22 protein-coding genes and 2 pseudogenes are annotated in these 25,736 nt (G+C 73.2%); 7 read left to right on the top strand and 17 right to left on the bottom strand.

Annotation, left to right across the window (positions count from 1 at the left end):
• Positions 1-64: 64 nt before the first annotated feature.
• Positions 65-1,012, top strand: coding sequence for an acyl-CoA desaturase (locus ABZ385_RS16290; RefSeq protein WP_358911848.1), 948 nt, complete (start codon positions 65-67; stop codon positions 1,010-1,012).
• Positions 1,013-1,216: 204 nt separating this feature from the next.
• Positions 1,217-2,452 carry a beta-ketoacyl-[acyl-carrier-protein] synthase family protein gene (locus tag ABZ385_RS16285; RefSeq protein ID WP_358578256.1) on the top strand — a complete coding sequence of 412 codons (1,236 nt, stop codon included), beginning with the start codon at positions 1,217-1,219 and terminating at the stop codon, positions 2,450-2,452.
• A 60-nt stretch (positions 2,453-2,512) separates the two neighbouring features.
• On the opposite strand, the gene ABZ385_RS16280 is transcribed toward ABZ385_RS16285, so the two are convergent.
• The 3 genes from ABZ385_RS16280 to ABZ385_RS16270 all read right to left on the bottom strand — a co-directional run bounded on the left by ABZ385_RS16280 (position 2,513) and on the right by ABZ385_RS16270 (position 5,787).
• On the bottom strand, positions 2,513-2,809 hold the full coding sequence (locus tag ABZ385_RS16280; protein WP_358578253.1) for a hypothetical protein: 297 nt from the start codon (positions 2,807-2,809) through the stop codon (positions 2,513-2,515).
• A 51-nt stretch (positions 2,810-2,860) separates the two neighbouring features.
• The gene (locus ABZ385_RS16275; RefSeq protein WP_358578250.1) at positions 2,861-5,077 is read right to left on the bottom strand and encodes an acetoacetate decarboxylase family protein; all 2,217 of its coding nucleotides are present in this window, start codon (positions 5,075-5,077) and stop codon (positions 2,861-2,863) included.
• A 155-nt stretch (positions 5,078-5,232) separates the two neighbouring features.
• On the bottom strand, positions 5,233-5,787 hold the full coding sequence (locus ABZ385_RS16270) for an XRE family transcriptional regulator (RefSeq protein WP_358578247.1): 555 nt from the start codon (positions 5,785-5,787) through the stop codon (positions 5,233-5,235).
• A gap of 184 nt (positions 5,788-5,971) precedes the next feature.
• On the opposite strand from ABZ385_RS16270, the gene ABZ385_RS16265 reads away from it, so the two are divergent.
• The 3 genes and pseudogenes from ABZ385_RS16265 to ABZ385_RS16255 form a co-directional block, all read left to right on the top strand.
• Positions 5,972-7,096: an aryl-sulfate sulfotransferase gene (locus tag ABZ385_RS16265; protein WP_358911846.1), complete on the top strand. Its 1,125-nt coding sequence runs from the start codon at positions 5,972-5,974 to the stop codon at positions 7,094-7,096.
• Positions 7,093-8,484, top strand: coding sequence for a solute carrier family 23 protein (locus ABZ385_RS16260; protein WP_358911845.1), 1,392 nt, complete (start codon positions 7,093-7,095; stop codon positions 8,482-8,484). The genes ABZ385_RS16265 and ABZ385_RS16260 overlap by 4 nt, the downstream gene beginning before the upstream one ends.
• Before the next feature lie 43 nt (positions 8,485-8,527).
• Positions 8,528-8,799: pseudogene (locus tag ABZ385_RS16255) on the top strand (histidinol-phosphate aminotransferase family protein); the annotation flags it as partial.
• An 85-nt stretch (positions 8,800-8,884) separates the two neighbouring features.
• On the opposite strand, the gene ABZ385_RS16250 reads toward ABZ385_RS16255, so the two are convergent.
• The 14 genes and pseudogenes from ABZ385_RS16250 to ABZ385_RS16185 all read right to left on the bottom strand — a co-directional run bounded on the left by ABZ385_RS16250 (position 8,885) and on the right by ABZ385_RS16185 (position 22,838).
• Positions 8,885-10,123 (bottom strand): lytic transglycosylase domain-containing protein, encoded by a 1,239-nt coding sequence (locus ABZ385_RS16250; RefSeq protein WP_358911843.1) that lies wholly within the window; start codon positions 10,121-10,123, stop codon positions 8,885-8,887.
• Positions 10,124-10,159: 36 nt separating this feature from the next.
• Positions 10,160-10,921, bottom strand: coding sequence for a hypothetical protein (locus ABZ385_RS16245; protein WP_358911841.1), 762 nt, complete (start codon positions 10,919-10,921; stop codon positions 10,160-10,162).
• Between the two features lie 25 nt (positions 10,922-10,946).
• A complete protein-coding gene (locus tag ABZ385_RS16240; RefSeq protein ID WP_358578233.1) occupies positions 10,947-11,495 on the bottom strand; it encodes a nuclear transport factor 2 family protein in 549 nt (182 codons plus the stop codon).
• A gap of 26 nt (positions 11,496-11,521) precedes the next feature.
• Positions 11,522-12,520 carry a hypothetical protein gene (locus ABZ385_RS16235; protein WP_358911839.1) on the bottom strand — a complete coding sequence of 333 codons (999 nt, stop codon included), beginning with the start codon at positions 12,518-12,520 and terminating at the stop codon, positions 11,522-11,524.
• On the bottom strand, positions 12,517-13,035 hold the full coding sequence (locus tag ABZ385_RS16230) for a hypothetical protein (protein ID WP_358911837.1): 519 nt from the start codon (positions 13,033-13,035) through the stop codon (positions 12,517-12,519). Before ABZ385_RS16230 ends, ABZ385_RS16235 begins: the two co-directional genes overlap by 4 nt.
• Positions 13,032-14,327: an MlaD family protein gene (locus ABZ385_RS16225; RefSeq protein ID WP_358911835.1), complete on the bottom strand. Its 1,296-nt coding sequence runs from the start codon at positions 14,325-14,327 to the stop codon at positions 13,032-13,034. The genes ABZ385_RS16230 and ABZ385_RS16225 overlap by 4 nt, the downstream gene beginning before the upstream one ends.
• Positions 14,324-15,493, bottom strand: a complete 1,170-nt coding sequence (locus tag ABZ385_RS16220) for an MCE family protein (RefSeq protein ID WP_358911945.1) — start codon at positions 15,491-15,493, stop codon at positions 14,324-14,326. Before ABZ385_RS16220 ends, ABZ385_RS16225 begins: the two co-directional genes overlap by 4 nt.
• A gap of 146 nt (positions 15,494-15,639) precedes the next feature.
• Positions 15,640-16,686: an MCE family protein gene (locus ABZ385_RS16215; RefSeq protein WP_358698324.1), complete on the bottom strand. Its 1,047-nt coding sequence runs from the start codon at positions 16,684-16,686 to the stop codon at positions 15,640-15,642.
• Positions 16,687-16,796: 110 nt separating this feature from the next.
• On the bottom strand, positions 16,797-17,900 hold the full coding sequence (locus ABZ385_RS16210) for an MCE family protein (protein WP_358587307.1): 1,104 nt from the start codon (positions 17,898-17,900) through the stop codon (positions 16,797-16,799).
• Positions 17,897-18,943, bottom strand: a complete 1,047-nt coding sequence (locus tag ABZ385_RS16205; protein WP_358587305.1) for an MCE family protein — start codon at positions 18,941-18,943, stop codon at positions 17,897-17,899. The genes ABZ385_RS16210 and ABZ385_RS16205 overlap by 4 nt, the downstream gene beginning before the upstream one ends.
• Positions 18,940-20,193 (bottom strand): MCE family protein, encoded by a 1,254-nt coding sequence (locus tag ABZ385_RS16200; RefSeq protein WP_358587303.1) that lies wholly within the window; start codon positions 20,191-20,193, stop codon positions 18,940-18,942. Before ABZ385_RS16200 ends, ABZ385_RS16205 begins: the two co-directional genes overlap by 4 nt.
• A gap of 1 nt (position 20,194) precedes the next feature.
• Positions 20,195-21,001, bottom strand: coding sequence for an ABC transporter permease (locus tag ABZ385_RS16195; RefSeq protein ID WP_358587301.1), 807 nt, complete (start codon positions 20,999-21,001; stop codon positions 20,195-20,197).
• A gap of 5 nt (positions 21,002-21,006) precedes the next feature.
• A pseudogene (locus ABZ385_RS16190) lies at positions 21,007-21,756 on the bottom strand (ABC transporter permease); the annotation flags it as partial.
• Between the two features lie 11 nt (positions 21,757-21,767).
• A complete protein-coding gene (locus ABZ385_RS16185; protein WP_358587299.1) occupies positions 21,768-22,838 on the bottom strand; it encodes an ATP-binding cassette domain-containing protein in 1,071 nt (356 codons plus the stop codon).
• Positions 22,839-23,400: 562 nt separating this feature from the next.
• Here ABZ385_RS16185 and ABZ385_RS16180 point away from each other — a divergent pair.
• Positions 23,401-24,033 (top strand): hypothetical protein, encoded by a 633-nt coding sequence (locus ABZ385_RS16180; RefSeq protein ID WP_358587297.1) that lies wholly within the window; start codon positions 23,401-23,403, stop codon positions 24,031-24,033.
• A gap of 100 nt (positions 24,034-24,133) precedes the next feature.
• On the top strand, positions 24,134-25,723 hold the full coding sequence (locus ABZ385_RS16175) for a DUF6801 domain-containing protein (RefSeq protein ID WP_358587295.1): 1,590 nt from the start codon (positions 24,134-24,136) through the stop codon (positions 25,721-25,723).
• Positions 25,724-25,736: the final 13 nt, after the last annotated feature.

Genomic DNA, 25,736 nt, shown 5'->3' with positions numbered 1-25,736 from the left:
CGGGGACGTGCCCCCTGCCGGCGGCGCCTGTCGCCCGCGCCCGCCGGAGCGCCGGAGCACCGCGGTGACGGCCTCCCACGCCGCCGAGGCGGACGGGCCGGCGCACTCGGGGCCCACGGCCGGCACCGTCGCGGTCACCGGGGCGGAGTACACCGGATATCTGCTGGGCATCATCGTGCTGCCCTTCGTGGTGCTCGCCGCGGCCCTCCCCGTCGCCTGGGGACGCGGGGCGGGCGCCCTCGACCTGACGCTCGCGGCCGTCATGTACGTCATCTCGATCGCGGGCATCTCGACCGGCTACCACCGGCACTTCACCCACCAGTCCTTCAAGGCCGCACGCCCGCTGCGCATCGCCCTCGCGCTGGCCGGCGGCATGGCGATGCAGGGACCGGTCGCCCTGTGGGTGGCCGAGCACCGCCGCCACCACCAGTTCTCCGACCGGCCGGGCGACCCGCACTCGCCGTGGGCGTTCGGCACCGGACGCCGTGCCCTGCTGAAGGGCCTGTGGCACGCGCAGATCGGCTGGTTCGCCCGGCGCAGGCGCGCCGACCTCGCCCACTACGCGCCGGACATCCTGAACGACCCCGACATCAGCCGGCTGGACCGCTGGTACTGGGTCACCGTCACCGTCTCGTTCGCGCTCCCACCGCTGATCGGCGGCCTGTGGACCATGTCCTGGTCCGGCGCCGCCACCGCCTTCTTCTGGGGCAGCCTGGTGCGCTACGCGGTCGTCCACCACGTCACCTGGTCGGTCAACTCCGTCGCCCACGCCTTCGGACGACAGCACTACCGCAGCAGGGACCAGTCGCGCGACGTCCGCTGGGTGGCGCTGCTGACCTTCGGTGAGGGCTGGCACAACCTCCACCACGCCGACCCGACCAGCGCCCGCCACGGCGCGCTGCGCGGACAGTTCGACGCGACGGCCGCCCTCATCCGGCTCTTCGAGCGCAACGGATGGGCCCACGACGTGCGGTGGCCCGACAAGGAACGGCTCGCCGCACGCCGGCTGTGACCCACGATGGAGTGAACGGCGGGCCCCACGCGCGTGTCGTGATCACGGGGCGACTCCGGCGCAGCGGTGGGGTGGTAGGCAAGGACCCGTCCCGCACCGCCACACGCCGCGCACCCGCGCCGTCCACCGGCCCCCGCCCCGGGGGCCGGTGGACGCGCGCTCGCACCGCGTGGGGCCGTGCCCCCTCACGCCCCGGAGGTTCCGTTGCACGCGTACGCGCGCACGCGTGACGTCGCCGTCACCGGCATCGGCCTGCTGTCACCCGCCGGAACGTGCGCCGAGAGCTCTTGGGCCACCCTGGTGCGCGGTGTGTCGGTGGCCCGTACCGACCCCGTCCTCGCCGGGCTGCGGACCGACTTCTCCTGCGCCGTCCCCGACTTCGGGGCCCGCGCACGACTCGGCCACGCCACGGCCCGGCGCCTGGACCCGTACGCCCAGATGGCGGTGGTCGCCGCACGCCAGGCGGTGGGCGACGCCGGCCTGGATCCCCAGGAGTGGCACCGCGACCGCGTCGCCGTCGTCCTCGGCGTGGGCAGCAACAGCCTGCACTCGTACGAGAAGCCCTTCCGGCTGCTCCACGAGGACCGTGCCGACCGCGTCTCCCCGTACCAGGTCACCCGCAGCGTGCCCAGCATGGCGGCGGCCGAGGTCGCCCTGGACCTCGGGGCGCACGGCGTGAACTTCACCACCAGCAGCGCCTGCGCGTCCGGGGCGACGGCCCTGGGCACGGCGCTGGACCTGCTGCGGGCGGGGCGCTGCGACATCGTGCTGGCCGGCGGCAGCGAGTCCGCCCGCAGCCGGATGACGACCACGTGCTTCGGCCAGATGCGGGCCATGTCGTCCCGCCGGTCCGATCCCGGCACCGCCTCCCGCCCCTTCGACGTCGAACGCGACGGCTTCGTGCCCGGGGAAGGGGCCGCCGTGCTGATCCTCGAACGCCCCGAGGACGCCCACCGGCGGGGCGCCCGTGTACGCGGCTACCTCGCGGGCTACGGGGCCACCGCCGACGCCCACCACCCGGCCGCGCCGCACCCCGAGGCCAGGGGCGCCGAAGAGGCGGTGCACGCGGCGTTGCGGGACGCGGACTGCGCGCCCGGCGACATCGACCACGTCAACGCGCACGCCACCTCCACGCCGCTCAACGACCTCACCGAGGCACGCATGCTGCGGCGGCTCTTCCGGCACGACCCGCCGGTGACGGCGAACAAGAGCGTCATCGGTCATGCCCTCGGCGCCGCGGGCGCCATCGAGGCGGCGGTGACCGTACTGACCCTCCAGCACGGTCTCGTCCCGCCGACGGCCAACCTGCGCCGCCAGGACGCGGCGGCCGAGCTGGACGTCGTCTCGGGCGTGCCCCGGCCGGCACGCATGCGCACGGCGGTGAGCACGTCGTTCGGCTTCGGCGGCCAGAACACCGCGCTCGTGCTGCGCGCGCCCTGAGCCGGGCACCCGGAGGGGACCGGCCGTGACCCGGTGGGCGAACAGGCGCAGCGGCGCCCGTCACCTCGGGCGAAGGCGGGCCCTGGGTCCGGCACCGGCCCGGGCGCCCGCGGACCGGGCGGTGTGCCTGCCCACCAGCACCGCGGCCGCCGCCAGGTCGTCGGCGGCCTGCCGGCAGCACGCCGCCTGCCGGTGCAGGGTGGGCACGCACCAGTCGGGCACACCGGGGCGCCCCTCCAGCAGAGCCGCCTGCTCCAGCAGACGCGCCCCGGCGCCGGCCAGCCTCTCGGCCTCGGCCCGCAACCGGGCCTCGTACGGGGTGGGTTGCTCCTCGTGGCGTACGGCGTGCACGGCCATGGGCTCCCTCGCTCTCCTCGTCCCTCTCCGTCCCCGCCCCATCCCTCGGCCTCAGCGCGGCAGAGCCGCTCCGGAACCGCGCCGCGCCTGGTACTGCGGCGTGCTCAGTACGCACAGCGGGCGGGCCCCGTCCAGCCCCAGGGACCGCAACTGGCGCACCAGCGGCTCCTGCTGACCGCCCCCGTCCGGTGCGCAGCGCAGCCGCACCCGGGGGGCCGCGTGGAAGCGCTGGCGTCCGACGCAGTGCACCAGCGACCGCAAGGTCGCCTCCGCCGTGCGCCCGTAGAGCACCGAGTCCATGTGCGGAGCCGGCACGTGCGGCCCGAGGCTGCCGGTCAGCCGGACCGGTGGCTCCGCCGTGGCCCCGCCGGGCCGCGCCGTCTCATCCAGGGTGACGTGCAGCCGGTTGCCGGTCAGCCGGACATCGATCTGGGCGCGCGTGACCGGCTGGCCCCACAGCTCCCGGCTCGCCGCCTCGGCCTCCTCGGTGGTGACGGCCAGGGCCGTCACCTGCCGTCCCGTGCGCCGGGTGTCCGCCCGGCGCAGCAACTCGGCCAGCACCTCGTGACTCCGGGGCCGCCACAGGTCGTTCACCAGTACCGCCAGGCTCAGCTCGTTGTACGCGCCGAGGCTCACACAGCGGTGCTCGTACGCGGAGAGCGCCACCAGAACACGCCGGCCGACCCGGCTGGGGCTCATCCAGGAGGTGTCGGCCAGCAGCCGCGCCGCCCTGTCGGGCTCCACGGCGAAGAAGGCCACCACGCTCGTCGAGTCGTAGTACAGCACCGGGGTCTCGACCGGGCCCGCGGCGGTGGCGGTCCGGGTCACCGGCACCGCCATCAGGGGGTAGCCCTGCGGCGGGTTGGCCCGGTCCGTGAGATGGAAGACCTGCGAACGCACCACCGGCCCCTGGTACGGCGACAACGCCTCGTCGATGTCCCGGCGGGCGTCCGGCAGGTCCTCCTCCAGGTTGGCCATGTACCTGCCCAGCGAGTGACACAGCGGGAACTCATGGCTGGCGTCGACGTAGTCCACCTCGTACCAGTCCGGGTGCGGGGTGAACACCGCGCCGGAGCCCGCGCCCCGGCCGTCGAGCGTGGGCACCAGGTCGTGCTGGTTGGTGACGCTCGCCACCCACGTACGAGGGTCCGCGGGCTTCTTGTTGTCGATGGGGGAGCCCACCGCCACCATGTGCGTCACCCGGAACCGCCGGCAGAAGCCGCTGTTCTGCGCCAGGTTCATCAGGGCGATGCCGCCCTCACTGTGGCCGATGAGGGCGAGCTCGGCGCCGGCGGGCAACCCGTACTCCTCCACGGCCAGCAAAATGCCGCGCGTGTAGGGCGACTCGGGGTCGAAGAGATTGCTCCAGGCGCCCACGAAGTCCTGAGGCGAGTCGTTGCGCGGCTTGCCCGGCGCCATGCCCGGGGCATGCAGCACGTGCCGCACCACACCGTCCGGGCCCCGGACGTCCTGGATCAGGACCCGGCCATCGGTGCGCAGCAGATCGATGTTGCGGAGGAACCCCATGAAGGAGCCCTCCTCGGCGAGCGACCGGCGGTCCTCCTCGTCCAGCTCCACCGGCACCGCCGCGCCCTCACCGGCGTCGAAGGCCGCCAGATGGCGCGCGGAGATCCCGAACCACGGATCCGCGTGCAGCGCCTCGCCGGTCGCGATCTGCCAGCCGACCTCGTCGTTGAGAGGGTTCTCGTCGAGCAGCGCCCGGATCGCCGACAACTCCGCGAACAGAGGCGCGATCGTCGACATCGCCCGCTCGGCGCCCTTGTCCTTCATCAGCGCCCGCAGGGCGCGCAGCGCCTCCACGTCCCGGTCGCCCGTGACGGCGTCCATCAGGCGCCGCATCCCCGGGTCCCGCCCCAGCTCCGGATGCTCCTCCAGCACCGCGGCGGCACGCAGCCGCAGCGACGTCACGGCGACCCGGTTCGCGAGGCTCTCCCCTCCGCACACCTCGCCGGCCTGGCCCATCCGTTTCAGCCACCCGCCCGCGGCCCCGAGCGCGAACCCCAGGCCCGAGGGCCGGGTCAGTGCCCGTACGAGCGCACCCTGCGCCGCGAGGCCACTGCGCGGACGCCGCGCGCTCGACCGGGTGAGCCCCGGATCGGCGAGCACGGCGCAGGCCTCGGCGGCGGCGCCCCGGATGTCCGTGGCGCTCCGCGACACCTCAAGAGCCGCCTCGCGCAGCAGACGCGCGGTGACGACGGCGTCGGACCCGTCGGGGCGCTCCGCGCCGGCGTGGGGGTGAGTCGCCATGACGGCCCTCGCAGAAACGTGAAAACGGGCCGACCGGCTCGACCCTGTCCTGGGCACGATGATCGTGCCTTCCCCACCCCCGCGCATCCGGGCGACCCGGCGCCCTCCGGACTCCGCGGCGTCCGCCGGTGCGCCGGACGCGCGGCCTCGCGTCGTCAGGGCTCCAGTACGTCCACGTGGTCGCCGACCGCCACCACCAGGACCCGGGTGTCCGCTCCGGTGGAGCGCCAACGGTGCCGGACGCCCCCGGACAGCAGCAGCGTGTCCCCGCGCCCCAGCCGGTGGAGCCGGCCGTCGGCCTCCACCTCCACCGAGCCGTCCGCCACGTACATCAGTTCGTCGTTGCGGTGCCGGAACTCCCGGTCGGCCTCGTGCTCGCCGACGAACTCCAGCGCGTGCAGCTGATGGCGGCCGCGCACCACCGGGCGGACCCGCGCCTCCCGGTCGAGGCCGCTGTCCTCGGCGGCCCGCACGACGTCGACCGTGCGGGTCTCGTCGGAGGCCGCGAGCAGCTGCACCGCCGTGGTGCCCAGCGCGTCCGCGATCCGTTGCAGGGAACGCATGCTGGGCCGCGCCCGGTCGTTCTCGATCTGACTGAGGAACGGGGAGGAGAGCCCGCTGCGCCGCGCCACCTCGGCGAGCGTCAGGTCGAGTGCCCGCCGCCGACGGCGTACGGCGGCACCCACCCGCGGTGTGTTCGCGGCCTCCATGGTCTCCCGTCCTCCCCGCGCGGCGCCGTTCTGCCTGGTCGACGACGCGTACACGCACCTTACGCGGCCCGTGGCCGGCATCCGGAGGGGGTTTCGCACTGCCGACACATGCCCGTCACACTCCGTCTCTATCGTCAAAGTCAGTTGTTCTCATCAAAGAAACTTTGACCGCGAGGAGTTGGACGTGCCGCCCGTCGACCAGAATTCACGCCGCCGCCGCCCCACCGGCCTCATCGCCCTCGACGAGAGAGCCGCGTACGACGGATACACCCTCTACGCGCCGCTCACCGGCACCGGAGAGGTCTACCTCATCGACCTCCACGGACGGACCGCCCACCAGTGGCACCTCCCCTGGCGCCCGGGTCGCCACGCCCGGCTCCTCACCGACGGAACACTGGCCTACAACGGCGTGCTGCCGGGCGAGAAGGCGCTCTTCCCGATGTGGCACAAGTACCGGGGAGGCGTCATGGTCCACGCCGCCCCCGACGGGACCGTGCTCCGGGAACACCGCGACCCCCTCCAGCACCACGACGCCCACCACCTCGACGACGGCGGCATCCTGTACACCGCCCTGGAACCCCTGACCGGAGCCGAGGCGGGAGCGGTGCGAGGGGGAGTGCCGGGCTCCGAGGCCACGGGCGGCATCGTCTGGGCCGACACCATCAAGGAGACCGGTCCGGACGGTGAACTCCGGTGGTCCTGGCGGGCGGCCGAGCACCTGGACCGCGAGGAGTTCCCGCTGCACGAGGCCTACGCCCGCGAACACTGGCCCCTGATCAACAGCGTCACCCCACTGCGGGACGGCAACATCCTCGTCAGCCTGCGCAGCGTCTCGGCCGTCGTCGTCATCAGCCGCGACACCGGCGAGGTCCTCTGGAGGAGCCGCCCCGGCACGGTCAGCCAGCAGCACGCCCCCACCGAACTGGACGACGGCCGGCTGCTGGTCTTCGACAACGGCGTGTTCCGGCCCGGCCACGACGTCCCCTACTCCCGCGTCATCGAGATCGACCGGGCCGGTGGCGACATCGCGTGGGAGTACCACGACCCTGCCCGCGAGTTCTTCTTCGCACCCTTCATGGGCTCCGCCCAGCGCCTGCCGAACGGCAACACCCTCCTCACCGACTCTCCCTCCGGGCGGCTGTTCGAGGTGACGAAGGACGGCTACCTGTGCTGGGAGTACGTCGTCCCGCACTTCGCCGGATACGCCGAGAGCGAGGTCAGGGGGCTGTTCCCGTCCGAGCCCAACGCCGTTTTCCGCGCCTACCGTTACGCCGCGGCCGACATCCCCTGGCTGGGGGCGACAGGATGACGGCCACGCCCACCGACGCCACCACCGACCGCTCGGCCGACGCGGTCGATGCGGTCGACGCCAGGGTGCCCTTGCGGCGGCTGGTGCCCCTGTCGGTCCAGCACGTCCTGGCGATGATCGCCGCCCCGATATCCACCGTGTTCCTCGTCGCCGGCACTCTGAAGATGCCGCCGGGAGCGACCGCCTCGCTGCTCAGCGCCGTCCTGCTGCTGTGCGGCGCGGGCACCCTGCTCCAGTCCCTCGGCGTGTGGCGGATCGGCGGGCGCCTGCCGTTCGTCATGCTGCCCGGGGGCGCCGCGACCGCGTTGTTCCTCCAGATCGCGCAGGAACACGGCGCCCCCACCGCCGCCGGCGCCGTCCTCCTCGCGGCGGCCCTGCTCCTGGCCGTGCTGCCGCTGTGCGCCCGTGTCGTCAGGCTCTTCCCGCCACTGGTCATGGGCGTGACCGTGCTGCTCATCGGCATCGCGATGATCCGGGTCGCCGCCGGCCTCGTCACCGGACCGGACGGCACCGGCGAGCCGCGCACGGTGCTCCTCGCCGCGCTCACGGTCGCGGCCACCCTCGCCGCGTACGTTCTCCTGCGCGGTGTCTGGCGGCAGACCTCCGTCCTCATCGGGATGGCGGCGGGGGCCGTCGTGGCAGCGACCACCGGTCTCGGAACCTTTGCCCCCGCGGCCGGAAGCGGCTTCGCGCCGCCCGCGTTCCTGCCCTTCGGAACGCCGCGGTTCGATCTGGTGGCCGCCCTGCCGCTGCTCGTGTTCAGCCTCACCACGCTGGCCGAGATCACCGGGCAGACCGTGCTCAACAGCGAGACGGTGGGCCGCACTCCCGCCCCCGAGCGGGACGTTCCGCGCGTCGCCCGCGCGGACGCCCTGGTCTCCCTGGCCGGCGGGCTGTTCGGCACGTCCCTCATGGTCACCAGCGCCGAGAACATCGGCATCGGCCGGCTCACCGGGGTCCGCAGCCGCTTCGTGACCGCCGGGGCCGGAGTCCTCCTGGTCGCCCTCGGCCTGGCGACACCCCTCTCCCGGGCGCTGGCCGGCATCCCGGCGGCCGTCGTGGGCGGCTCCGCCCTCGTCGTCTACGCCGTGATCGCCGTGCTGGGCATCGAGATGCTCCGCCGCGCCGACCTGTCCGGCACGGGCACCGGCACCATGACGGCCGCGCTCGCGCTCACCGCGGGGCTGCTGCCGCTGCTCAGCCCGCATCTGTACGCCGGATTCCCCGCCTGGGCCCGTACGGTCCTGGGCAACGGCGTCGTCGCCGGCACCCTGACGGCGGTCCTCCTCTCCGCACTGCTCGGCCGCTTCCGCCCCGGAAAACCCGCCGTTGCGCTGCCGAGCGGAGGCGTTCGAACACCGCTCGACGGCAGCCCGTCGGGCACTTGACGCACACCGCCCCAGCACCCGACCTGGACCGGGCCGCTTCGACTCGGTCGATGAAGGAGTGGCGAACTTTCTCACGGTGACCCTGCCGCCGCGGGGACCGAGCGCGCGCGACTGGTGGGGGAGTGCCGTAAGTTCGACGTGTTCCTGCGTGACCTGTCGCCGATGTCCTCGGCGTACCAGGGACGATCCGTCCGGATCGCCGTCCGCGACACGGCGGAGAACGCGCGGATCGTGGCGGCGTGCCGAAGCGCCCTGGACGCGCTGAACGCGCCGGCCGCCGTGCCGGGGGGCGCGCCGGGGCCGGCCTCCCGGTGACGACGGTCGCCGCTCTCGTGCCGTACCTGTGCGGGGCGCCCCCGCCAAGGACGCCGACCGGTGGCTGTCCGGGGCCCCCCAACCCTCACCTCTCGGTAGCGGTCATGGACGTGCAGGGCGGCTCCTGTTTCGGGGCCGGGGAGCTGTCGGGGTCCGGCGAGGGGCTCGTCGAGTCGGAGGGGCAGGGCTGTGGGGGTGACGGGTCGGTGGGGGTCGGTGTGGGGGAGGGGCCCGGGGTCGGGGAGTCGGACGGGGTGGGCTCCGGCGGCCGGGTGGGGTCCGGTTCCGTCGGGGTCGGGGACGGCCGGGGTGAGGGCGAGGACGGTGCCGGGTGCGAGGGTGTGGGGGTCGGGGTGGGCGTGCCGGGGTCCGGGCCGATGATGACGCCGCCGTCGCCACCCTTGCCGTCGCCCCCGCGACCTCCCTTGCCCCCGCGGCCGCCCTTGTCGGCCGGTGACGTGGCCGGCGTGTCGCCGCCGGCCCCGGGTGACGTCGGGATGACGCCCTTGCCGTCGGGCACGGCGTGCGTGCCCCTGCGGTAGAACTCCAGCCAGGAGCGGACCAGTTCGAGATAGGGACGCGACTGGTTGTAGCTGAGGACCGCGCGGTCGAGGTCGGCGGGCCGGCTCAGGTCGCGGCTCCCGGCGCACAGGTAGTGCCCGGCTGCCAGGGCCGCGTCGAAGACGTTGTTGGGGTCGTCGCGGCCGTCCCCGTTGCCGTCCGCACCCCACCGCGCCCACGTCGACGGCAGGAACTGCATCGGCCCCACCGCGCGGTCGTACACCGTGTCGCCGTCGTGGACGCCGCCGTCGCTGTCCCGGATCAGGGCGAAGTTCCGGCCGTCCAGGGCCGGGCCCGTGATCCGGCCGAGCGTGGTGCCGTGCCGGTCGACCGCGCCGCCGCGCGCCTGCCCGGACTCCACTTTGCCGATGGCGGCGAGCAGTTCCCAGGGCAGCGCGCAGCCGGGGTCCGTCCGGGCAACGGATCTCTCCGCGGCGCGGTACGCGCGCAACACCGTCCCCGGGATGCCGGCCGCGGCACGCTCCGGGGACCTCCGCTCGGTGTGCGGCGGGGCGTCGGACGTGACCTGCGGCGGGAGTTCGGTGTGGTACGAGCCGTCAGCGGGCGGGGCGAGTTCCGCGTACGGCGGGTCGGGGGCCGGGGCGGGCCGGTCGTCGGCGGCCGGACGGGCGCTCACGTGCTGCGGGAGCACTCCGGGGGCCTGGGAGGCGGTGAGCGCCGCCACCGCGCTCACGGCGATGGCGGTGGTCCGCAGACCCCTGCGGGTCCGGACGGGCAGGCGGCGGGCGCGGTGTTCGGGCATGGGCACTCACTCCCTGGTGGTGGGGCGCGGGCGGGTTCAGCGGCGGAAGGTGTCGATGCGTGAGACGAGCCAACGGCCGTCGCGCCGCTGGACGTCGACGGCGAACATCGCCCCGGCGTAGGCGCCGTCGTCCCGCGCCTTCTTGTCGCCGGCCGTGCTGACGCTGCTCTGATCGGCGTAGACCAGGACGCGGGCCCGGTCGCCGTCGATGCGTTCGACCGCGCTGTCGGTGACCGTGGTGGTGATCACCGCCTTCTGCTTGTCCGCGCGGGCGCGGACGGCGCCGAGCAGTTCCCGGTGCTGGGCGACGGCACCTCCCGTCAGCCACTTCTTCGCGGCCTTGTCGAAGGCGCCGGGATGGGCGTGGTCGTACGAGAAGAGTGCCGCGACGGCCTTGGTCGACTGGCCCTTGATCTCGCTGGTGCGCGCGGTGTCGGACAGGGCCGTGTTGCGGGCGGCCGGGTCGTCGCGGAGCGCCTGTGCGCGGGCGTGAGCCCAGCCGGCGAAGCCGCCGAGGAGCAGGGTCAGCAGGCAGAGGATCGCGAGCGTGCGGCGGGGCGGGGGCGCGGGATCGAGGGGGGACGCCGTTTCGTCGCGGGCTGCCTGCCGGGGGCGGGTGAGCCGTGCCTTGTCGCGCCGGTCCTCGCTCCCCTGGGCGGCGTCGGCGGCATCGGCGGCGACCGGGGCGGGCGGAGTGCGGTCGCGGGAGTGGGCGGCGGCGGTGGGGGCCGGCGGGCGGCGGGCCTCGCGGGTCTGGCGGCGGCGTGCGTTGTTCAGGTGGTGGCGGGTCGTCGGCATCGTGTGTCGTCCTTTCCTCGGCCGGTCAGCCGGCCGGCGTGCCGCCGACCGGGGCCTGGCCCAGGGCGCTCAGCTTCCAGGTGCCGTCGGTGCGGGTCAGTTCGCCGAGCATGCGGCTGTCCTTGTCGGTGCGCTGCGCGCCGGGCGCCTTCACCGTCACCCGCAGCGCGACCAGCACTCGGGCCCGGCCGGCCCGGTCGTCGAGTTCGGTGAGGGCGCCGGAGAGCACCTTCGCCGTGGTCACGGTCTTCGCTTCCCTGACCCGGTCGGCGAACTCCGCTCGTCCGCCCGCCAGTTGCTCGCGCAGTTCGCCGGTGGTGGAGGACTCCCAGAGGTCCAGGCCGCGGTCGAGGCTGCGGTGGTCGAGGGTGTTGAGGTTCTGCACGGCCTGCTCACCGGCGGCGAGGGCGGCGTCGCGCTGCTCGGCGTACCCCGCGGAGTCGGCGTGGGCCGCGTCGTACCAGTCCCGGCCCGCCCACGCGGCGAAGCCGCCCGCGAGCAGAGTGAGCGCGAGGGCGAGCCCCGTGACCGGCATCGCTCCCGGCCGGGCCCGGCCGCTGGTGCGGCGTCTCATCCGTGGTCCCCTCTCTCCGCGCTCGCTCAGCGCGTCTTGATGTCGACGATTCGCCACTGGTCGTCCTCCCGTCGCGCGGTCACCGTGAGCTGGGCCGCCGCGGAGGTGGTGCCGGCCTTGCCGCGGTGCGAGATCTGATCGAGGAAGACCAGCAACCGCGCGCTGTCACCGTCGAGTTCGATCACCCCGGTGCGGACCGCCTGGGTGCTCAGGGTGACGCGCCGCGCGGCGACGTCCGCGCGGATCCGCTCCATCAACTCCGTGTACTGGCGCTGCGCCCGCCCCGCGAGGACGGACCGCGCCGCGCGTTCGGTGGCCTTCAGACCGTCCGGCGTGTACGAGAAGACACGGGCGAGGGCGTTGTCGACGTCACCGGCGACCCGGGTCGTCTCCTCGGCGTCGGTCAGCGCGCGGTTCGCGGCGGACGGGGTGGACCTCGCCTGATGGGCGCCGTAGAAGAAGCCGCAGCCGGCGAGGACGAGCAGCGCGGCGCACACCGCGGGGACCAGCCGTCCGCCGAAGCCACGCCGGCGCGCTCGGCCGCCGCGCACTCCCGCGGTCTCCTCCCGCGAGACACCCCGGCCGGGCTCGGTGCCGGGGGCCGGGGCGGCGTTCGCGGTCGCCTCCCCTTGTCCGCCGGGGGCCGGGGTGGTGTTCGCGGTCGCCTCCCCCTGTCCGCCGGAGGCCGCGGTAGCGCTCGCGGTCGCCTCCCCCTGTCTGCCGGGGGCCGCGGCGGCGTTCGCGGTCGGTTCCCCCTGCCCACCGGGGGCCGGGGTGGTGCTCGTGGTCGGTTCCCCCTGCCCACCGGGGGCCGGGGTGGTGCTCGTGGTCGGCTCCCCCTGCCCACCGGGCGCCGGGGTGGCGTCAGTGGTCGGCTCCCCTTGTCTGCCGGGGGCCGGGGCGGTGCTCGTGGTCGCCTCCTCTTGCCCGGCGGGGCCCACGTCCGGCCCGGTCCGGTCGGTGGGCGGTCCGTCACCCGGGCCCCGGTGGGCCCGGGGCCGTCCGAGGTGCGGCAGCCGTGTCATCGGCCCTCGCCCTCCTTCGCCGTCCGCGCGAGCGGTACCGCGCTCAGTGCCTTGACCTTCCACTCGCCCCCGCCCGTGCGGGCCAGCACCGCCTCCAGGCGCTTGCGGTCGACGGTCGGCCGCTTGCCCGCGCCGGGGGTGACCTCGACGCGCACGGTGGCGACGAGTTTGGCGGTGCCCGCGCGCGTGTCGAGGGCGGTGAGCGCGGCCTCGGTGACCGTGCCCCGCGCGGAGGCCCCCTTCCGGGGGGCGGTGGCGTCCAGTTCCTCCCGCAGCGGACCGGTCGAGGCGGCGCGCCAGTCCTGGATGCCCGCCTTGGCCCGCTCCCGGGACGAGGCGTCGAGGGTGTTGAGCACGGCGAGCCGCTCGCGCCCGTCGGCCAGCGCCTCGTCGCGAGCACGGCCGTACGCGAGCGAATCGTCGCCCCGTGCCTGCGCGTACGTCCACGCCCCGGCGCCGCAGAACGCCAGCGCCAGCGCGAGTCCCGCCCCGGCGACGACCCGCGCCCGCCTCATCGGCCCGGCTCCGCGCCGAGCAGCCCCGGCAGCCCGGTCGCTCCGCCGCCGCCCGTGTCCGGCAGGGCCAGCGCGCCCGGCAGGCCCGCGCCCGACCGCGACGACGCCCCACCCCTCGTACCGCCTGCTCCGGGCGAACCGCCCGACGGCAGGGAGCCCGCCCTGGCCGGGTCAGGCACCGCGCCACCCCGTGGGGCATGGGCGGACCCCCGTACATTGACGCCGCTGCCGGCCGGAGCCGTGCAGGACGCGCCGGTGTTGAGGGCGGGGGCGGTGCCGAGGTCGAGGCCGGTGCGGTAGCGGGTGCCGCCATAGCCGTCGGTGCAGGGCAGGGGCTTGAAGAAGGTGACGGCCAGGCCGAGTCTCATCTTTCCTCCGTCGACGGCGGTGGCGCCCGCCGAGACGGCCGCCGGATATCTCACGAGGAGTTCCTCGATGCCGCGCTGCCGGGTGACGGCCACCTCGGAGGTCGTGAGCAGGTTGGCGAGGACGACGCCCAAACTGGGGTCGAGATCCCGGAGCAGCCCGCTGACCTGCGTGGCGGCGTCCGGTGTGACGGTGAGCAGACGGCGCAGGTCGGCGTCGGAACCCTTGAGGGTGCGGGCGAGTTCCGTGGCACCCTCGGCGAAGCCGCGGATCGCCCCCGCCTCCTCTGCCTGGGTGCGCAGCACGGTCTCGCCGTCGGTGAGCAGGCGGCTGGTGGCGGGCAGGTTCCGGTCGGCGGCCTCGATGAAGGCGCTGCCGTTGTCGAGGAGCACCCGCAGGTCGTCGCCGCGCCCCTCGAAGGTCTTGCCGAACTCGTCGACCACCGTGCGCAGTTCCTCCAGCGGCACGGACCGGACGAGGCCGTCCACACTGGTGAGCACGTCGGTGACGGGCGCCGGCACCTCTGTCTCGGACCGGGCGATCCGGGTGCCGTCGACGAGGTGGGGGCCGGAGTCGCTCTCCGGCCGCAGGTCGATGTACTGCTCGCCGACCGCGGAGAGCCCGGCCACCACGGCCCGCGTGTCGGCGGGGATGCGGGGGGCGGACTTCTTGATGCGCAGCTGGGCGACCACCCCGTCCGCGGTGAGGTCGATCGGACCGACCCGGCCCACCGACACGCCCCGGTAGGTGACGTCGGAGTGAGTGAAGAGACCGCCCGTGCGCGGGAGTTCGACCCGCACCGTGTAGTAGTCGGCCACGCCCACGTACCGGCCGAGGTCCGCGTAGCGGATGCCGAGGAAGCCGAGGACGAGGACGGCGATGAGCAGGAAGGCGAGGTTCTTCAGACGTATGGCGAGGGTGATCATCTCTGTGCGCCTCCGTCCCCGGGGTCCCGGGTGGGCGTCGGTACGGACGGCAGGGGCAGCGGCGCCGACGGCGAGGGCGATGCCCCGCCGCCGGGCCGTTTGCCGGGCGCGGCGCCCCGGGGCGTGCCGGTGGGCGAGGGGGTGCTCCGCGGCACGAGGGGCGGGATGACCTGGGTGCCGGGGACGGCGGTCATGTGCAGATACACGTTGAGGTAGTCGCCCTTGATTCCGTTGAGCACCTCGTCGGTGAACGGGTAGGTGAGCAGCACCTGGAGGGAGTCGGGCAGGTCGCTGCCCGCGTCGGCGAGGGCCTTGAGGGTGGGGGCGAGCGCCTTGAGGTCGGCGACCATGTCGTTCTTGCTCGCCTTGACGGTGGAGACGGCGACGCCGGACAGCCGGTCCAGGGAGCGCAGCATGGTCAGCAGTGAGCCGCGCTGTTCGTGCAGGGTCTTCAGGCCGGGGGAGAGGTCGGTCAGGACGGTGCTCACGTCGTCCTTGCGGCCGGCGAGGGTGGTGGCGAGCCGGTTGACGCCGTCGAGGGCGTCGGTGATGTCACCGCGGTGGTCGTCGAGGTTCCCCACGAGCTCGTCGACCCGCTTCAGCATGGAGCGGACCTCGGGTTCGCGTCCGCCGAGGGCCTTGTTGAGCTCCCGCGTGATGGTCTTGAGCTGGTTGACGCCACCGCCGTTGAGCAGCAGGGACAGCGCGCCGAACACCTCCTCGACCTCGGTGTTGCGGCCGGTGCGGGAGAGGGGGATGACACCGCCGTCGCCGAGGTCGCCCCCGGCGGACGACTTGGCCGGCGCGACGAGACTGACGTACTTCTCGCCGAGCAGACTGGACTGTTCCAGGCGGGCGCCCGCGTCGCGCGGCAGCCGGACGTCGCCGTTGATCTCCATGGTGACGCGGGCCGACCAGCGGTCGTCGTCGAGGCGGATGGCGGTGACCCGGCCGACGGCGACGTCGTCGACCTTGACCGCGGCGTGCGGCACCAGGCTGAGGGCGTCGGCCAGTTCGGCGGTGACGGTGTAGGGGTGCGAGCCGAGGTCGGCGCCGCCCGGCAGGGGCAGGTCCTCGATGCCGTCGAAGCGGGGAGCGGTGACGGTGAACGCGCCGAGGGCGAGCGCGAAGCCGAGGCCGAGGGCGAGCAGGCCGCCGAGGCCCATGCCGGCGGCGGCCCCGCCGGTGAGCACCCGGCGCCCTGCCGTGCTGTGCGGGGGCTCGACGCGGTCCGCCTCGGCGGTCTCCACCTGGTCCGCGCCGCCGGTCTCCACCGACCCCGACGCCCGTCCCCGGCGCCGTACGACGCGCTTCACCGCTCTCCCTCCCCCGAGGTCGCAGCAGAGGCCGAAGCAGAGGCCGAAGCCGAGGGAGAGGCCGAGGGCGGCTCCGTGGAGCCGCCACCGGTCGCCGGCAGGGGCAGCAGGGGGCCGCCCATGCTGATCTCATTGAGGTTGGCCCGGCCGTCGATCCTTCCGGTGCCGGTGTCGTAGGCGCCGACCAGGTTGCCCGCGGCGAGCGGCGCGACGTCCAGGGCCTCAGCCAGCGAGGCGCGCCGGCGCACCAGGGCCCGGGTGAGGGGCACGAGCCGCTCGACGTTCCCCTTCAGCTCTCCCCGGTTGTCCTTGATGAAGGTCTTCACCCGGCGCAGGGCGGTGCCGAGTTCCTTCAGGGCGCCCGCGAGGTCGTCCTTGTTGTCGGCGAAGTAGCCGACGACGGTGTCCAGCCGCTTCTGTGCCGTGCGTACGTCGCTGTCCTTGCCCTTCAGCATGGTGGTGAACGTCTGGAGGTTGCGCAGGGTGGCGAACAGATCGTCGCTGGAGCCGTCGAGCGTCCTGGTGGCCTTGCCGAACTCCTCGATGCTCTTGCCGATGGCCGCGCCGTTGCCGTCGAGGTTGGCGGCACCGGTCCTCAGCAGCCCCGACAGGGCGCCCGCGGAGTTGGCCCCCTCCGGCCCCAGTGCCTTGCTGAGGTCGGTGATCGACGCGTAGAGCTGGTCGATCTCGACGGGGGTGCGGTTGCGGGAGGCGGGCAGTACGGCGCCGTCCGCGAGGGCGGGGCCGGCGCGGTAGGCGGGGGTGAGCTGGACGTAGCGGTCGGCGACCACGCTGGGCGCGACGACCAGGGCGCGCGCCGACTTCGGCACGCGTACGCCCTCGTCCAGCGCGAGTTCGACCCGGACCCGGGTGCCCTGGGGGTGGACCGACTCCACCTCACCGACCCGGACGCCGAGGACGCGCAGGTCGGAACCGGCGTAGATGCCGACGGCACGGTCGAAGTAGGCGGTGACGCGGGTGCCGGTGGAGTCGAGGACGCGCACCGCGAGGAGTCCGGCGGCGACCACGACGAGGGCGACCACGGCCGCGAGGAGTTTCCTCCGCGTGGCGAGGTGCTTCCCCCGCGTGGCGAGGTGCTTTCCGCGCGCGGCGAGGAGTCTCGGGCGCACCGCGAGGAGTGTTCCGTGTCTGCTCATCGCTCACCGCTCCTCCGGGCCGCCGCCGACTGCTCGGGCGGCATGCACGACGTCTTGGGCCGGGACCGCGCGGGCAGGTAGTCGCGCGGCACCACCCCGCACAGGTAGCTGTCGAACCAGCGGCCGTTGCCGAGGGTGTTGCCGACGAGCCGGTAGTAGGGGCCGACCAGGGCGAGCGTCTCGTCCAGCCGGCTGCTGTTCTTCTCCAGGACGGTGGTGACCCGGCCCAGCGCCTTCAGGGTGGGGCCGAGCTGCTTGTCGTTGTCGTCCACGAGGCCGGACAGTTCGGTGCCGAGGGCGCGGCTGCCCTTGAGCAGGGCGGTGATGGCCTTGCGCCGGTCCTGAAGTTCGCCGAGCAGGGGCCCGGCGTCCTCGATGAGCGTCTCGAAGCTGGACTTGTTGTCCTTGAGCGTCTTGCTGAACTTGGCGCTGCCCTTGAGGAGTCGGGCGAGGTCACGGTCGCGCTTGGAGAGGGAACGCGACAGGTCGGACAGGCCGGTCGCGGCCTTGCGGACGTGGGGCGGCGACTTCTCGAAGGTCCGCGAGATGGTCTCGAAGCTCTTGGCGAGCTGCCGGGTGTCGAGGGCGTCGGCGGTGGAGCCGAGGTCCTGGAACGCCTGGGTGACGTCGTACGGAGAGGTGGTCCGGGTCCGCGGGATGCGGCTGCCGGGGTCCTGTGCCGCGCCGCCGAGCGGGTCCAGGGCCAGGTACTTGTCGCCGAGCAGCGTCTTGATGGCGATGGCGGCGGTGGTGCGGTCGCCGAGCCAGGCGTCCTCTACCTCGAAGGTGACCTTCACCCGGTCGCCGTCCAGGGCCACGCCGGTGACCCGGCCGACCTTGACGCCCGCGACCCGCACCTCGTCGCCCTCGTCCAGGCCCGCCGCCTCGGTGAAGTCGGCGCTGTAGGCGGTGCCGCCGCCGGTGAGGGAGAGCCGGTCGGCGTTGTAGGCGAGGACGGTGAGCAGCGCCAGCAGGAGCAGGCCGACGACGGCCACGGCGACGGGGTCGCGGTCCTTGACCGGCTTGAGGCGCGGCGCGCGGGAGCGGCGGGGCGCGGGGGCGGGGGTGTCGCGGCGTCCGGGCCGCAGCAGCAGGGTCATGCGCCGCACCTGGCCTCGGTGACGGCGATGCCGGTCGGCGGCTTCGCGCCGGTGGAGGTGGTGACGCCGTCCACGCGGGCCTCGCAGAGATAGAGGTTGAACCAGGAGCCGTACGAGGAGAGCCGGCCCAGCGCGGTCAGCTTGGCGGGGGTGCGGTCGAGGAAGTCCTCGATCTGCGGGGTGGCGTCGCCGAGGTTGTCCGAGAGCCGGCCCAGTTCGCGGAGGTCCTTCTTCAGCGGGGCGCGTCCCTCCTGGAGGAGGTCGGCGGTCACGGTGGTCAGGTCGCCCATGGCGGTGACGGCCTTGCCCAGGGGCTTGCGGTCGTCGTTGAAGCCGGTGACGAGCTTGCGGAGGGTGCCGACGAGGTCGTCGAAGTCGCTCTCGCGGTCGTTGAGGGTGCTCAGGACGGTGTTGAGGTTCTTCACCACCTTGCCGACGACCTGGTCCTTGGCGGCGAGCGTCGTGCTGAGGGACCCGACGTGCCGGATGAGGCTGTCGACGGTGCCGCCCTCGCCCTGGAGCACCTGCACGATGGAGCCGGCGAGTTCGTTGACGTCCTTCGGGGAGAGGCCCTCGAAGAGCGGCTTGAAGCCGTTGAAGAGCAGGGTCAGATCGAGTGCGGGGGTGGTCCTGTCCAGCGGGATGGTGTCGCCGGCGTCGAGCGCGCCGGCGAGGTCGCCGCTGCCCCGCTCCAGGGCGATGTAGCGCTGGCCGACCATGTTGAGGTACTTCACGGCGGCGGTGGCCGACGCGGGCAGGGTGCGGTCGTCGCGGACGGTGAAGGTGACCTGCGCGGTGCGCCGGTCGACGACGCGGACGTCGGTGACCTCGCCGACCTCCACCCCGGAGATGCGGACGCTGTCGCCGTCGGTGACCCCGGTGGCGTCGGTGAACAGCGCCTTGTAGGTGAGGCTGTCGTCACCGACTCCGCTGCCGGCGACGCTCAGCCCGAGGACGGCGGTGGCCAGCGCGGTGACCACCAGGAAGGCGAGGGACTTCAGGACCGGGCCGGTCAGCGGGCGGCGCCGGGTGGGGGACGTCATCGCAGGGTCACCTCCGTGCCGCGCAGGGCGGGGCCCGCGAGCAGACTGCTCCACTCGGGCAGTTCGGTGGGGGCCTTGCCGGCGGCCGGTGCGAGGAGTTCGTTGACGAGGTCGTTCTCCTGCGGGGAGTTGGCGGGTCCGAGGTCCTGCCCGGCCGCCGCGGGGACCTGCACGGCCGGTTTCCCGGCGAGGCCGAGGTAGGGCACGGGGTAGCAGCGGGGGCCGCCGTCCGCGTCGTACGAGGGGGTGTCGCGGCCGGGGCGGTAGGCGCCGCGGGAGGGCACGGTGGTGACGTCGACGCGCAGGCCGGGCCGGTCGGTGCCCTTGCCGAGGGCCTTGTCCATGGCCGGCACGAAGTCGGCGAGGGTGCGCAGGGTGCAGGGGAAGGCCGAGGAGTACTCGGCGAGCAGTTCCAGGGTGGGCCGGGAGGAGGCGGAGAGCCGGATGATGTTGTCCTCGTTCTGCCGCAGGAAGGCGGTCAGGTCCTCGGCCGTCCCGGTGGTGGCGCCCAGGGTGGCGGACAGCTCGCTCTCCTTCTCGGCCAGGGTGCCGGTGGTGGTGGTGAAGTCGGCCAGAGCCGTGAGGATGTCCGGTGCGGCATCGGCGTAGACATGGCTGACCTTCACCAGGTGCTTCAAGTCGCGGTTGAGGGTCGGCAGGTGGGGGTTGAACTCGCGCAGGTGGGAGTCGAGGAGGGTGAGGGTGTCGCCCAGCCGGCCGCCGCGCCCCTCCAGTGCGCGGGAGACGGCGGAGAGGGTGGCGGAGAGCTTCTGCGGCTGGACGGCGGTGAGCATCGGCAGCACGTCGTCGAGGACCTGCTGGAGCTCCACGGCGCTCGTGGAGCGGTCCTGCGGGATGACGGCGCCGGCGGCCAGCGGCCGCGCGGAGGGCGAGGCGGGCGGGACGAGGGCGACGAAGCGCTCCCCGAACAGGGTGGTGGGCAGCATCTGGGCGCGCACGTCGGCCGGGATCCGGGTGCGGGTCCCCGGGCGCAGGGCGAGGGTGAGCCGGGCACCGTCGTCGGTGGCGTCGATCTCGCGGACCTCGCCGACGACGACGCCGCGCAGCTTCACCTCCGCGCCCAGGTGCATCTCGTTGCCGACGGCGCCCGTCTCCACGACCACCGGGTCGGAGTCGGTGAACCGCTTGTCGTAGACGGCGACCGAGAGCCACACCAGCAGGGCCGGGACCACCAGGAAGACCACTCCGGCGAGCCGGCGGCGCGCGGTCGCGCCTCGTGCTGCGCTCATGTCAGCCCGCCACCTTCACGGTCGTGGTGGCGCCCCACAGGGCCAGCGACAGGAAGAAGTCGGTGACGCTGATCAGCACGATGGCGTTGCGCACCGACCGCCCCACGGCGACACCGACCCCGGCCGGGCCGCCGGAGGCGCGGTAGCCGTAGTAGCAGTGGGCGAGGATCACCATCACGCTGAAGATCAGCACCTTCAGGACGGAGAGCAGCACGTCCGTGGGCGAGAGGAAGAGGTTGAAGTAGTGGTCGTACGTCCCCCGGGACTGGCCGTTGAAGAGGACCGTCACGTAGCGGGAGGCCAGGAAGGAGGAGAGCAGCCCGATCGCGTAGAGGGGGATGATGGCGACGACGCCGGCGATGATGCGGGTGGTGACCAGGTAGGGCAGGGAGCGGATGCCCATGCCTTCGAGGGCGTCGACCTCCTCGTTGATGCGCATGGCGCCGAGCTGCGCGGTGAAGCCGGCGCCGACGGTCGCGGAGAGGGCGAGACCCGCGACCAGAGGGGCGATCTCGCGGGTGTTGAAGTACGCGGAGACGAACCCGGTGAAGGCCGCGGTGCCGATCTGGTCGAGCGCCGCGTACCCCTGGAGTCCCACGACGGTCCCCGTGAACAGGGTCATCGCGATCATCACGCCGATGGTGCCGCCGATGACGCCGAGGCCGCCGGTGCCGAAGGCGACCTCGGCGAGGAGACGCTGCACCTCTTTGAGGTAGCGGCGCAGGGTGCGCGGGATCCACAGCAGGGAGCGCACGTAGAACAGGAGCTGGTCACCGGAGCGGTCCAGCCAGACGAACGGGGAGGCCATGGTCCTCAACCCCCCTTCGGCGGTACGAGTTGCAGGTAGACGCCGGTCATCACCATGTTCACGAAGAAGAGGAGCAGGAAGGTGATGACCACGGACTGGTTGACGGCGTCGCCGACGCCCTTGGGGCCGCCGCGCGGGTTGAGGCCCCGGTAGGCGGCGACGACGCCCGCGATGAATCCAAAGACCAGCGCCTTGAGTTCGCTGATGTAGAGGTCGGACAGCTGGGCGAGGGCGGAGAAGCTGGAGAGGTAGGCGCCGGGGGTGCCGTCCTGGAGGTAGACGTTGAACGCGTAGCCACCGAGGATGCCGACCACGGAGACCAGGCCGTTGAGCAGGACCGCGACCCCCATCGTCGCGAGGACGCGGGGCACCACCAGGCGCTGCACGGGTGAGACGCCCATGACCTCCATGGCGTCCAGCTCCTCGCGGATGGTGCGCGAGCCGAGGTCGGCGCAGATGGCGGAGCCGGCCGCGCCCGCGATCAGCAGGGCGACGATCAGCGGGCTGGCCTGCTGTACGACGGCCAGCACGCTGGCGCCACCCGTGAAGGACTGGGCGCCGAGCTGCTGGGTGAGCGAGCCGACCTGGAGGGCGATCACGGCGCCGAACGGGATCGAGACCAGGGCGGCGGGCAGGATGGTCACGCCGGCGATGAACCAGAACTGCTCCACGAACTCGCGGAACTGGAACGGCCGCCGGAAGATCGCCCGGGCCACTTCGGCGGCGAGCGCGAAGAGCCGGCCGGTCTGCCGCAGGGCACCGGTGATCATGCGCCGCTCCCGGCGGCCGGCATGGGCAGCGTCGGGGCGGTGGAGCCATGGGTGCTGGGCGCGCCACCGGTGGGGGAGGCCTGGGTGCCGGTCGCGCCACCCGTGGGGGAGGCGGCGTACGTGCGCTCGATGGCGGTACGGGCGGCGGGCGGCAGCCGGTCGAGCATGCCGAGGACCCGCTCCCGGCGGCGGGCGACGGCGCCGCGCGGCGGAAGACCGGGGGAGGGCTCCAACTGGGGGACGATCTCCCGGGGTCCGTCCGCGCCCCGCGCTCCGGCGGCCTCGGCCGCGAGGGTCGCGGCGTCCTTCTCCTCGGACATCCCGATCGGGCCTTCGCGGCGGCCGGACAAGAACTGCGCCACGACCGGCTCCTCGCTGGTGAGGAGGACTTCGCGCGGGCCGAAGGTGACCAGTTCGCGCCGGAAGAGCATGCCCATGTTGTCGGGGACCGTGGCGGCGATGTCGAGGTTGTGGGTGACGATCAGCATCGTCGCGTCGATCTGCGCGTTCAGGTCGATCAGCAACTGCGAGAGGTAGGCGGTGCGGACGGGGTCGAGCCCCGAGTCGGGTTCGTCGCACAGGATGATCTGCGGATCGAGCACGAGCGCGCGGGCGAGCCCGGCCCGCTTGCGCATGCCGCCGCTGATCTCACCCGGCAGCTTGCCCTCGGCGCCCAGCAGCCCCACCACGTCGATCCGCTCCATGACGATGCGGCGGATCTCCGATTCCTTCTTCCTGGTGTGCTCGCGCAGCGGAAAGGCGATGTTGTCGAAGAGGGACATGGAACCGAAAAGGGCGCCGTCCTGGAACATGAGACCGAACTTCTTCCGGGTCTCGTAGATATCCCGTTCCGGGCTGTTCACCATGTCGACGCCATCGATGAGGACGCGGCCGTGCTCCGGCTTCAGCAGCCCGATGAGCGACTTGAGGAACACCGTCTTTCCGGTACCGGAAGGCCCGAGCATGACACTGACCTCGCCGGCCGGCAGCGTAAGGCTCACGTCCTGCCAGATCTTCTGCGTGCCGAAGGATTTGGTGAGGCCTTCGACCACCACTTCGATTCCCATATCACCTCCAAAGCGGCGGACGGCGGCGGAGTTCGGATGAGGGGCGCGGAGCGCGGGATGCGGGACAGGGGCCGTGTGCGGCTCCCTGGGGCGGAGCACCGCACGGCCTGGAGATCAGCGCCTGATCCGGCACGCTACGGCTGAGTAACCTGAGCGGGCAAGAGAGGATCCGAATTTCGCCGAGGTTTGAGTCGAGCCACCGAGGTCTTTGTCAGCGCGGCGACAAAGACCCGGCCCGTTCTTGTCACTCGGTGAGCAGTGGCGGCCTCGGCGGGGGAGGGGGGCAACATCAACTGCTCCCCGGGTGCGTCCGCTGATTTTGGCCACAGCGGCTTTCTTAGCAGCGGATGACTAAGCGGGGGCCCGGACTGCTCACCTGGGGAACAGGCATTTCCCCTTCTCGAAAGAATCATGGTCAACAGCATTGTTCGGCTAAGTTTCCCGCAAGTAACGTCATGGCTCGCGGTCGAGGATTTCCGAGCCGCGGACCGCCTCTTCCTCCGCTTCACCAGCACGGGCGCGGTCCCCCTCTGCCGGTCAATCCACAAGGGAGTCCCCAGTCATGAACAAACCCCTGGCAAGAATCGCCGTCGCGGCGGGCGCGGGCACCGCCGCGTTCGTCATGGCCGTCGCCCCCGCCTCGGCCGTGCCCTCCACGGTCTGGACCGTCACCCCCTCACCGTCCAACTTCGCCGCGGCCAACAGCGGGAACATCGTCCTGACCGCGAACATCCCGATGACGTGTACGACGTCCAGCGCCTCGGGCACCATGGCCAGCGCCACCGGCAACCCGGCGACCGTGGCCAACATCAACGCCATCAACTTCGGCACCAGCGGCTCGCCCTGCACCAGCGTCCTGGGGAACGTCACGACCACCGCGACCACTCCCTGGACCGTCGTCGCCCAGGACTACACCGCGTCCACCGGCGTGACCAAGGGCTACATCGGCAACGTGAAGGCCAAAGTGACCGCCGGCGCCTGCGTGTTCAACGTGCAGGGCAAGGCCACCGCCACCTACACCAACTCCACCGGCATCCTCGCGGTCGCCAGCGTCAGCGGCGACCTGGCCGTCACCTCGGCCTCCGGCTGCGGCACCGTGGTCACCACCGCCACCAAGCCCACCTTCAAGGGCAACTACGCGGTCAAGGTCGCCGGCACGACGACCATCCCGAAGATCGTCGGCTCCAACCCGTAGCCGACGCACGGCTCGCCGCCGCCCGGCCGGTGACCTCGGCCGGGCGTGCGGGCCGCCGTCGGCCATTTCGGACCGTGGGACGACCCGAGCGGAGTGACACATGACAGGCCCCCCGACCGCCGTCCGACGGACGGCCCGCGGTCGCGCCCGCGGCGCGGCGATCGCCGCGTTCGTCGTGCTGGCCGCCACCGTGCCCGCGGCGGCCGGGGCGTCCGGGACCCAGCAGATCGACGCGGCCCTGCCCTACGTATGCCTGTTCCCTTCCGGCAGGCATGCCGCGACGGTACGGATCTCGGCGGCCCTGCCCGAGCGGGTGGCTGCCGGCGAGCCGATCGAACCCGCGGACGTGACCACGACCCTCGTCCTGCCGGAGCCCGCGGTGGCGGACCTCTCGGCGCTGCACGCGGCCGGCGTACGGGCGGCGACCGGGCTCACGGTCGGTGTCACCCAGGGCGAGGCCACCGCCGAGGCGACCTGGCGCGGCGGCACGGAACCCACGCCCCTGCCCCCGACCGGGCCGCTGACGCTGACCGCGACGGGCGACGTCCCCACGGTGACCGGTCAGAGTGCCGGCGAACTGACCCTGACGGCCCGTGACTTCGCGCTGGACCTCACCTTGACCACCGCGGACGGCGGCGCCCCCGACCCTGCCTCGGTGACCGTCGACTGCACCCTCGCGGAGGACGCCCCGGACGGGGGCATCTTGGCCGACGTGGAGGTCGGCACGGACGAGGAAGACGACCCGGGAACCCCCAGCGGATCGCCGTCCGGCTCTCCCTCCGGTACACCGTCCGCCTCCGGCACACCCGGGCAGCCGGGCGAGGAGCCCACCGACCGGCCGGGCGGGCACGCCCCGAAGGTCACCGAGCCGGGCCGGCGCGGTGTCGCCGCCGACCGCCCCGCGCCGACCTGCAAGTACGACGAGAAGTACCCGGCCGGACCGATGTCGTTGAACGCCTACATCACCGGCTACTCCAACGTGAACAAGCTCGACGGCGCCGCGCTGATCCCGCCGTTCTGCACGCTCATCACCCAGGGCGAGCCGCAGTTCGTGTTCTTCCCCGACTACAGCGGCGCCACCATCACCCAGCACTCCACCGCCGACCTCTACCACCGGCAGCGCAAGCAGACCCAGCCCTTCGAGGCGACCTTCCTGACCTTCGACTTCACCCCCACGACGGCCACGATGGTGCTGGAGCAGACGGGCCCGATGACCATCGACTCGCACGGCACCACCGACTTCGTGTTCACCAGCACGGACACCTACGTCCGGGCGCCGCTCGTGCTGCGGGTGACGTCGTTGAAGGTCAACGGCACCCCGCTGGACGTGGGAAAGAAGTGCCGGACCAAGGCGTCCCTCGCCTCCCCGGAGCCGGAACCGGCGAAGTTCCCCGGCGACCACCTGGTCCTGCACGGCCGGGGCGAACAGACCACCGGCCAACCCGCGACCGGCTATCTGCTGCTGTCCGGCGGCCCGCTGACCGGCAAGGTCACCATCCCCGCCTTCACGGGCTGCGGCACCGCCGACGGCGAGGACCTCGACCGTCTGCTCACGGCCGCGGTCTCCGGTCCGGACAACTACGTCAAACAGATCCAGGGGCAGACCTGCTTCGTCTCGGCCGATGTGCTCAACCCCGACGAGTGCACCGACGACGCGCAGCCCCGCAAGATCCCCGTAGCCGAACGGTGATTGCCCCCCGTAC

Origin of the sequence: Streptomyces sp. NPDC005898, assembly GCF_040629635.1 — a bacterium.
Classification (GTDB): domain Bacteria; phylum Actinomycetota; class Actinomycetes; order Streptomycetales; family Streptomycetaceae; genus Streptomyces.
Note: the sequence above shows the minus strand (reverse complement) of the source record. Positions and strands in the feature narration are given on the sequence as shown.

Excerpts from the sequence above, each read along its gene's own strand:
- ABZ385_RS16280 (WP_358578253.1), bottom strand. The coding sequence starts at position 2,809 with ATGGCCGTGCACGCCGTACGCCACGAGGAGCAACCCACCCCGTACGAG.
- ABZ385_RS16275 (WP_358578250.1), bottom strand. The coding sequence starts at position 5,077 with ATGGCGACTCACCCCCACGCCGGCGCGGAGCGCCCCGACGGGTCCGAC.
- ABZ385_RS16270 (WP_358578247.1), bottom strand. The coding sequence starts at position 5,787 with ATGGAGGCCGCGAACACACCGCGGGTGGGTGCCGCCGTACGCCGTCGG.
- ABZ385_RS16260 (WP_358911845.1), top strand. The coding sequence starts at position 7,093 with ATGACGGCCACGCCCACCGACGCCACCACCGACCGCTCGGCCGACGCG.
- ABZ385_RS16250 (WP_358911843.1), bottom strand. The coding sequence starts at position 10,123 with ATGCCCGAACACCGCGCCCGCCGCCTGCCCGTCCGGACCCGCAGGGGT.
- ABZ385_RS16245 (WP_358911841.1), bottom strand. The coding sequence starts at position 10,921 with ATGCCGACGACCCGCCACCACCTGAACAACGCACGCCGCCGCCAGACC.
- ABZ385_RS16240 (WP_358578233.1), bottom strand. The coding sequence starts at position 11,495 with ATGAGACGCCGCACCAGCGGCCGGGCCCGGCCGGGAGCGATGCCGGTC.
- ABZ385_RS16235 (WP_358911839.1), bottom strand. The coding sequence starts at position 12,520 with ATGACACGGCTGCCGCACCTCGGACGGCCCCGGGCCCACCGGGGCCCG.
- ABZ385_RS16230 (WP_358911837.1), bottom strand. The coding sequence starts at position 13,035 with ATGAGGCGGGCGCGGGTCGTCGCCGGGGCGGGACTCGCGCTGGCGCTG.
- ABZ385_RS16225 (WP_358911835.1), bottom strand. The coding sequence starts at position 14,327 with ATGATCACCCTCGCCATACGTCTGAAGAACCTCGCCTTCCTGCTCATC.
- ABZ385_RS16220 (WP_358911945.1), bottom strand. The coding sequence starts at position 15,493 with ATGGGCCTCGGCGGCCTGCTCGCCCTCGGCCTCGGCTTCGCGCTCGCC.
- ABZ385_RS16210 (WP_358587307.1), bottom strand. The coding sequence starts at position 17,900 with ATGACCCTGCTGCTGCGGCCCGGACGCCGCGACACCCCCGCCCCCGCG.
- ABZ385_RS16205 (WP_358587305.1), bottom strand. The coding sequence starts at position 18,943 with ATGACGTCCCCCACCCGGCGCCGCCCGCTGACCGGCCCGGTCCTGAAG.
- ABZ385_RS16200 (WP_358587303.1), bottom strand. The coding sequence starts at position 20,193 with ATGAGCGCAGCACGAGGCGCGACCGCGCGCCGCCGGCTCGCCGGAGTG.
- ABZ385_RS16195 (WP_358587301.1), bottom strand. The coding sequence starts at position 21,001 with ATGGCCTCCCCGTTCGTCTGGCTGGACCGCTCCGGTGACCAGCTCCTG.
- ABZ385_RS16185 (WP_358587299.1), bottom strand. The coding sequence starts at position 22,838 with ATGGGAATCGAAGTGGTGGTCGAAGGCCTCACCAAATCCTTCGGCACG.
- ABZ385_RS16180 (WP_358587297.1), top strand. The coding sequence starts at position 23,401 with ATGAACAAACCCCTGGCAAGAATCGCCGTCGCGGCGGGCGCGGGCACC.
- ABZ385_RS16175 (WP_358587295.1), top strand. The coding sequence starts at position 24,134 with ATGACAGGCCCCCCGACCGCCGTCCGACGGACGGCCCGCGGTCGCGCC.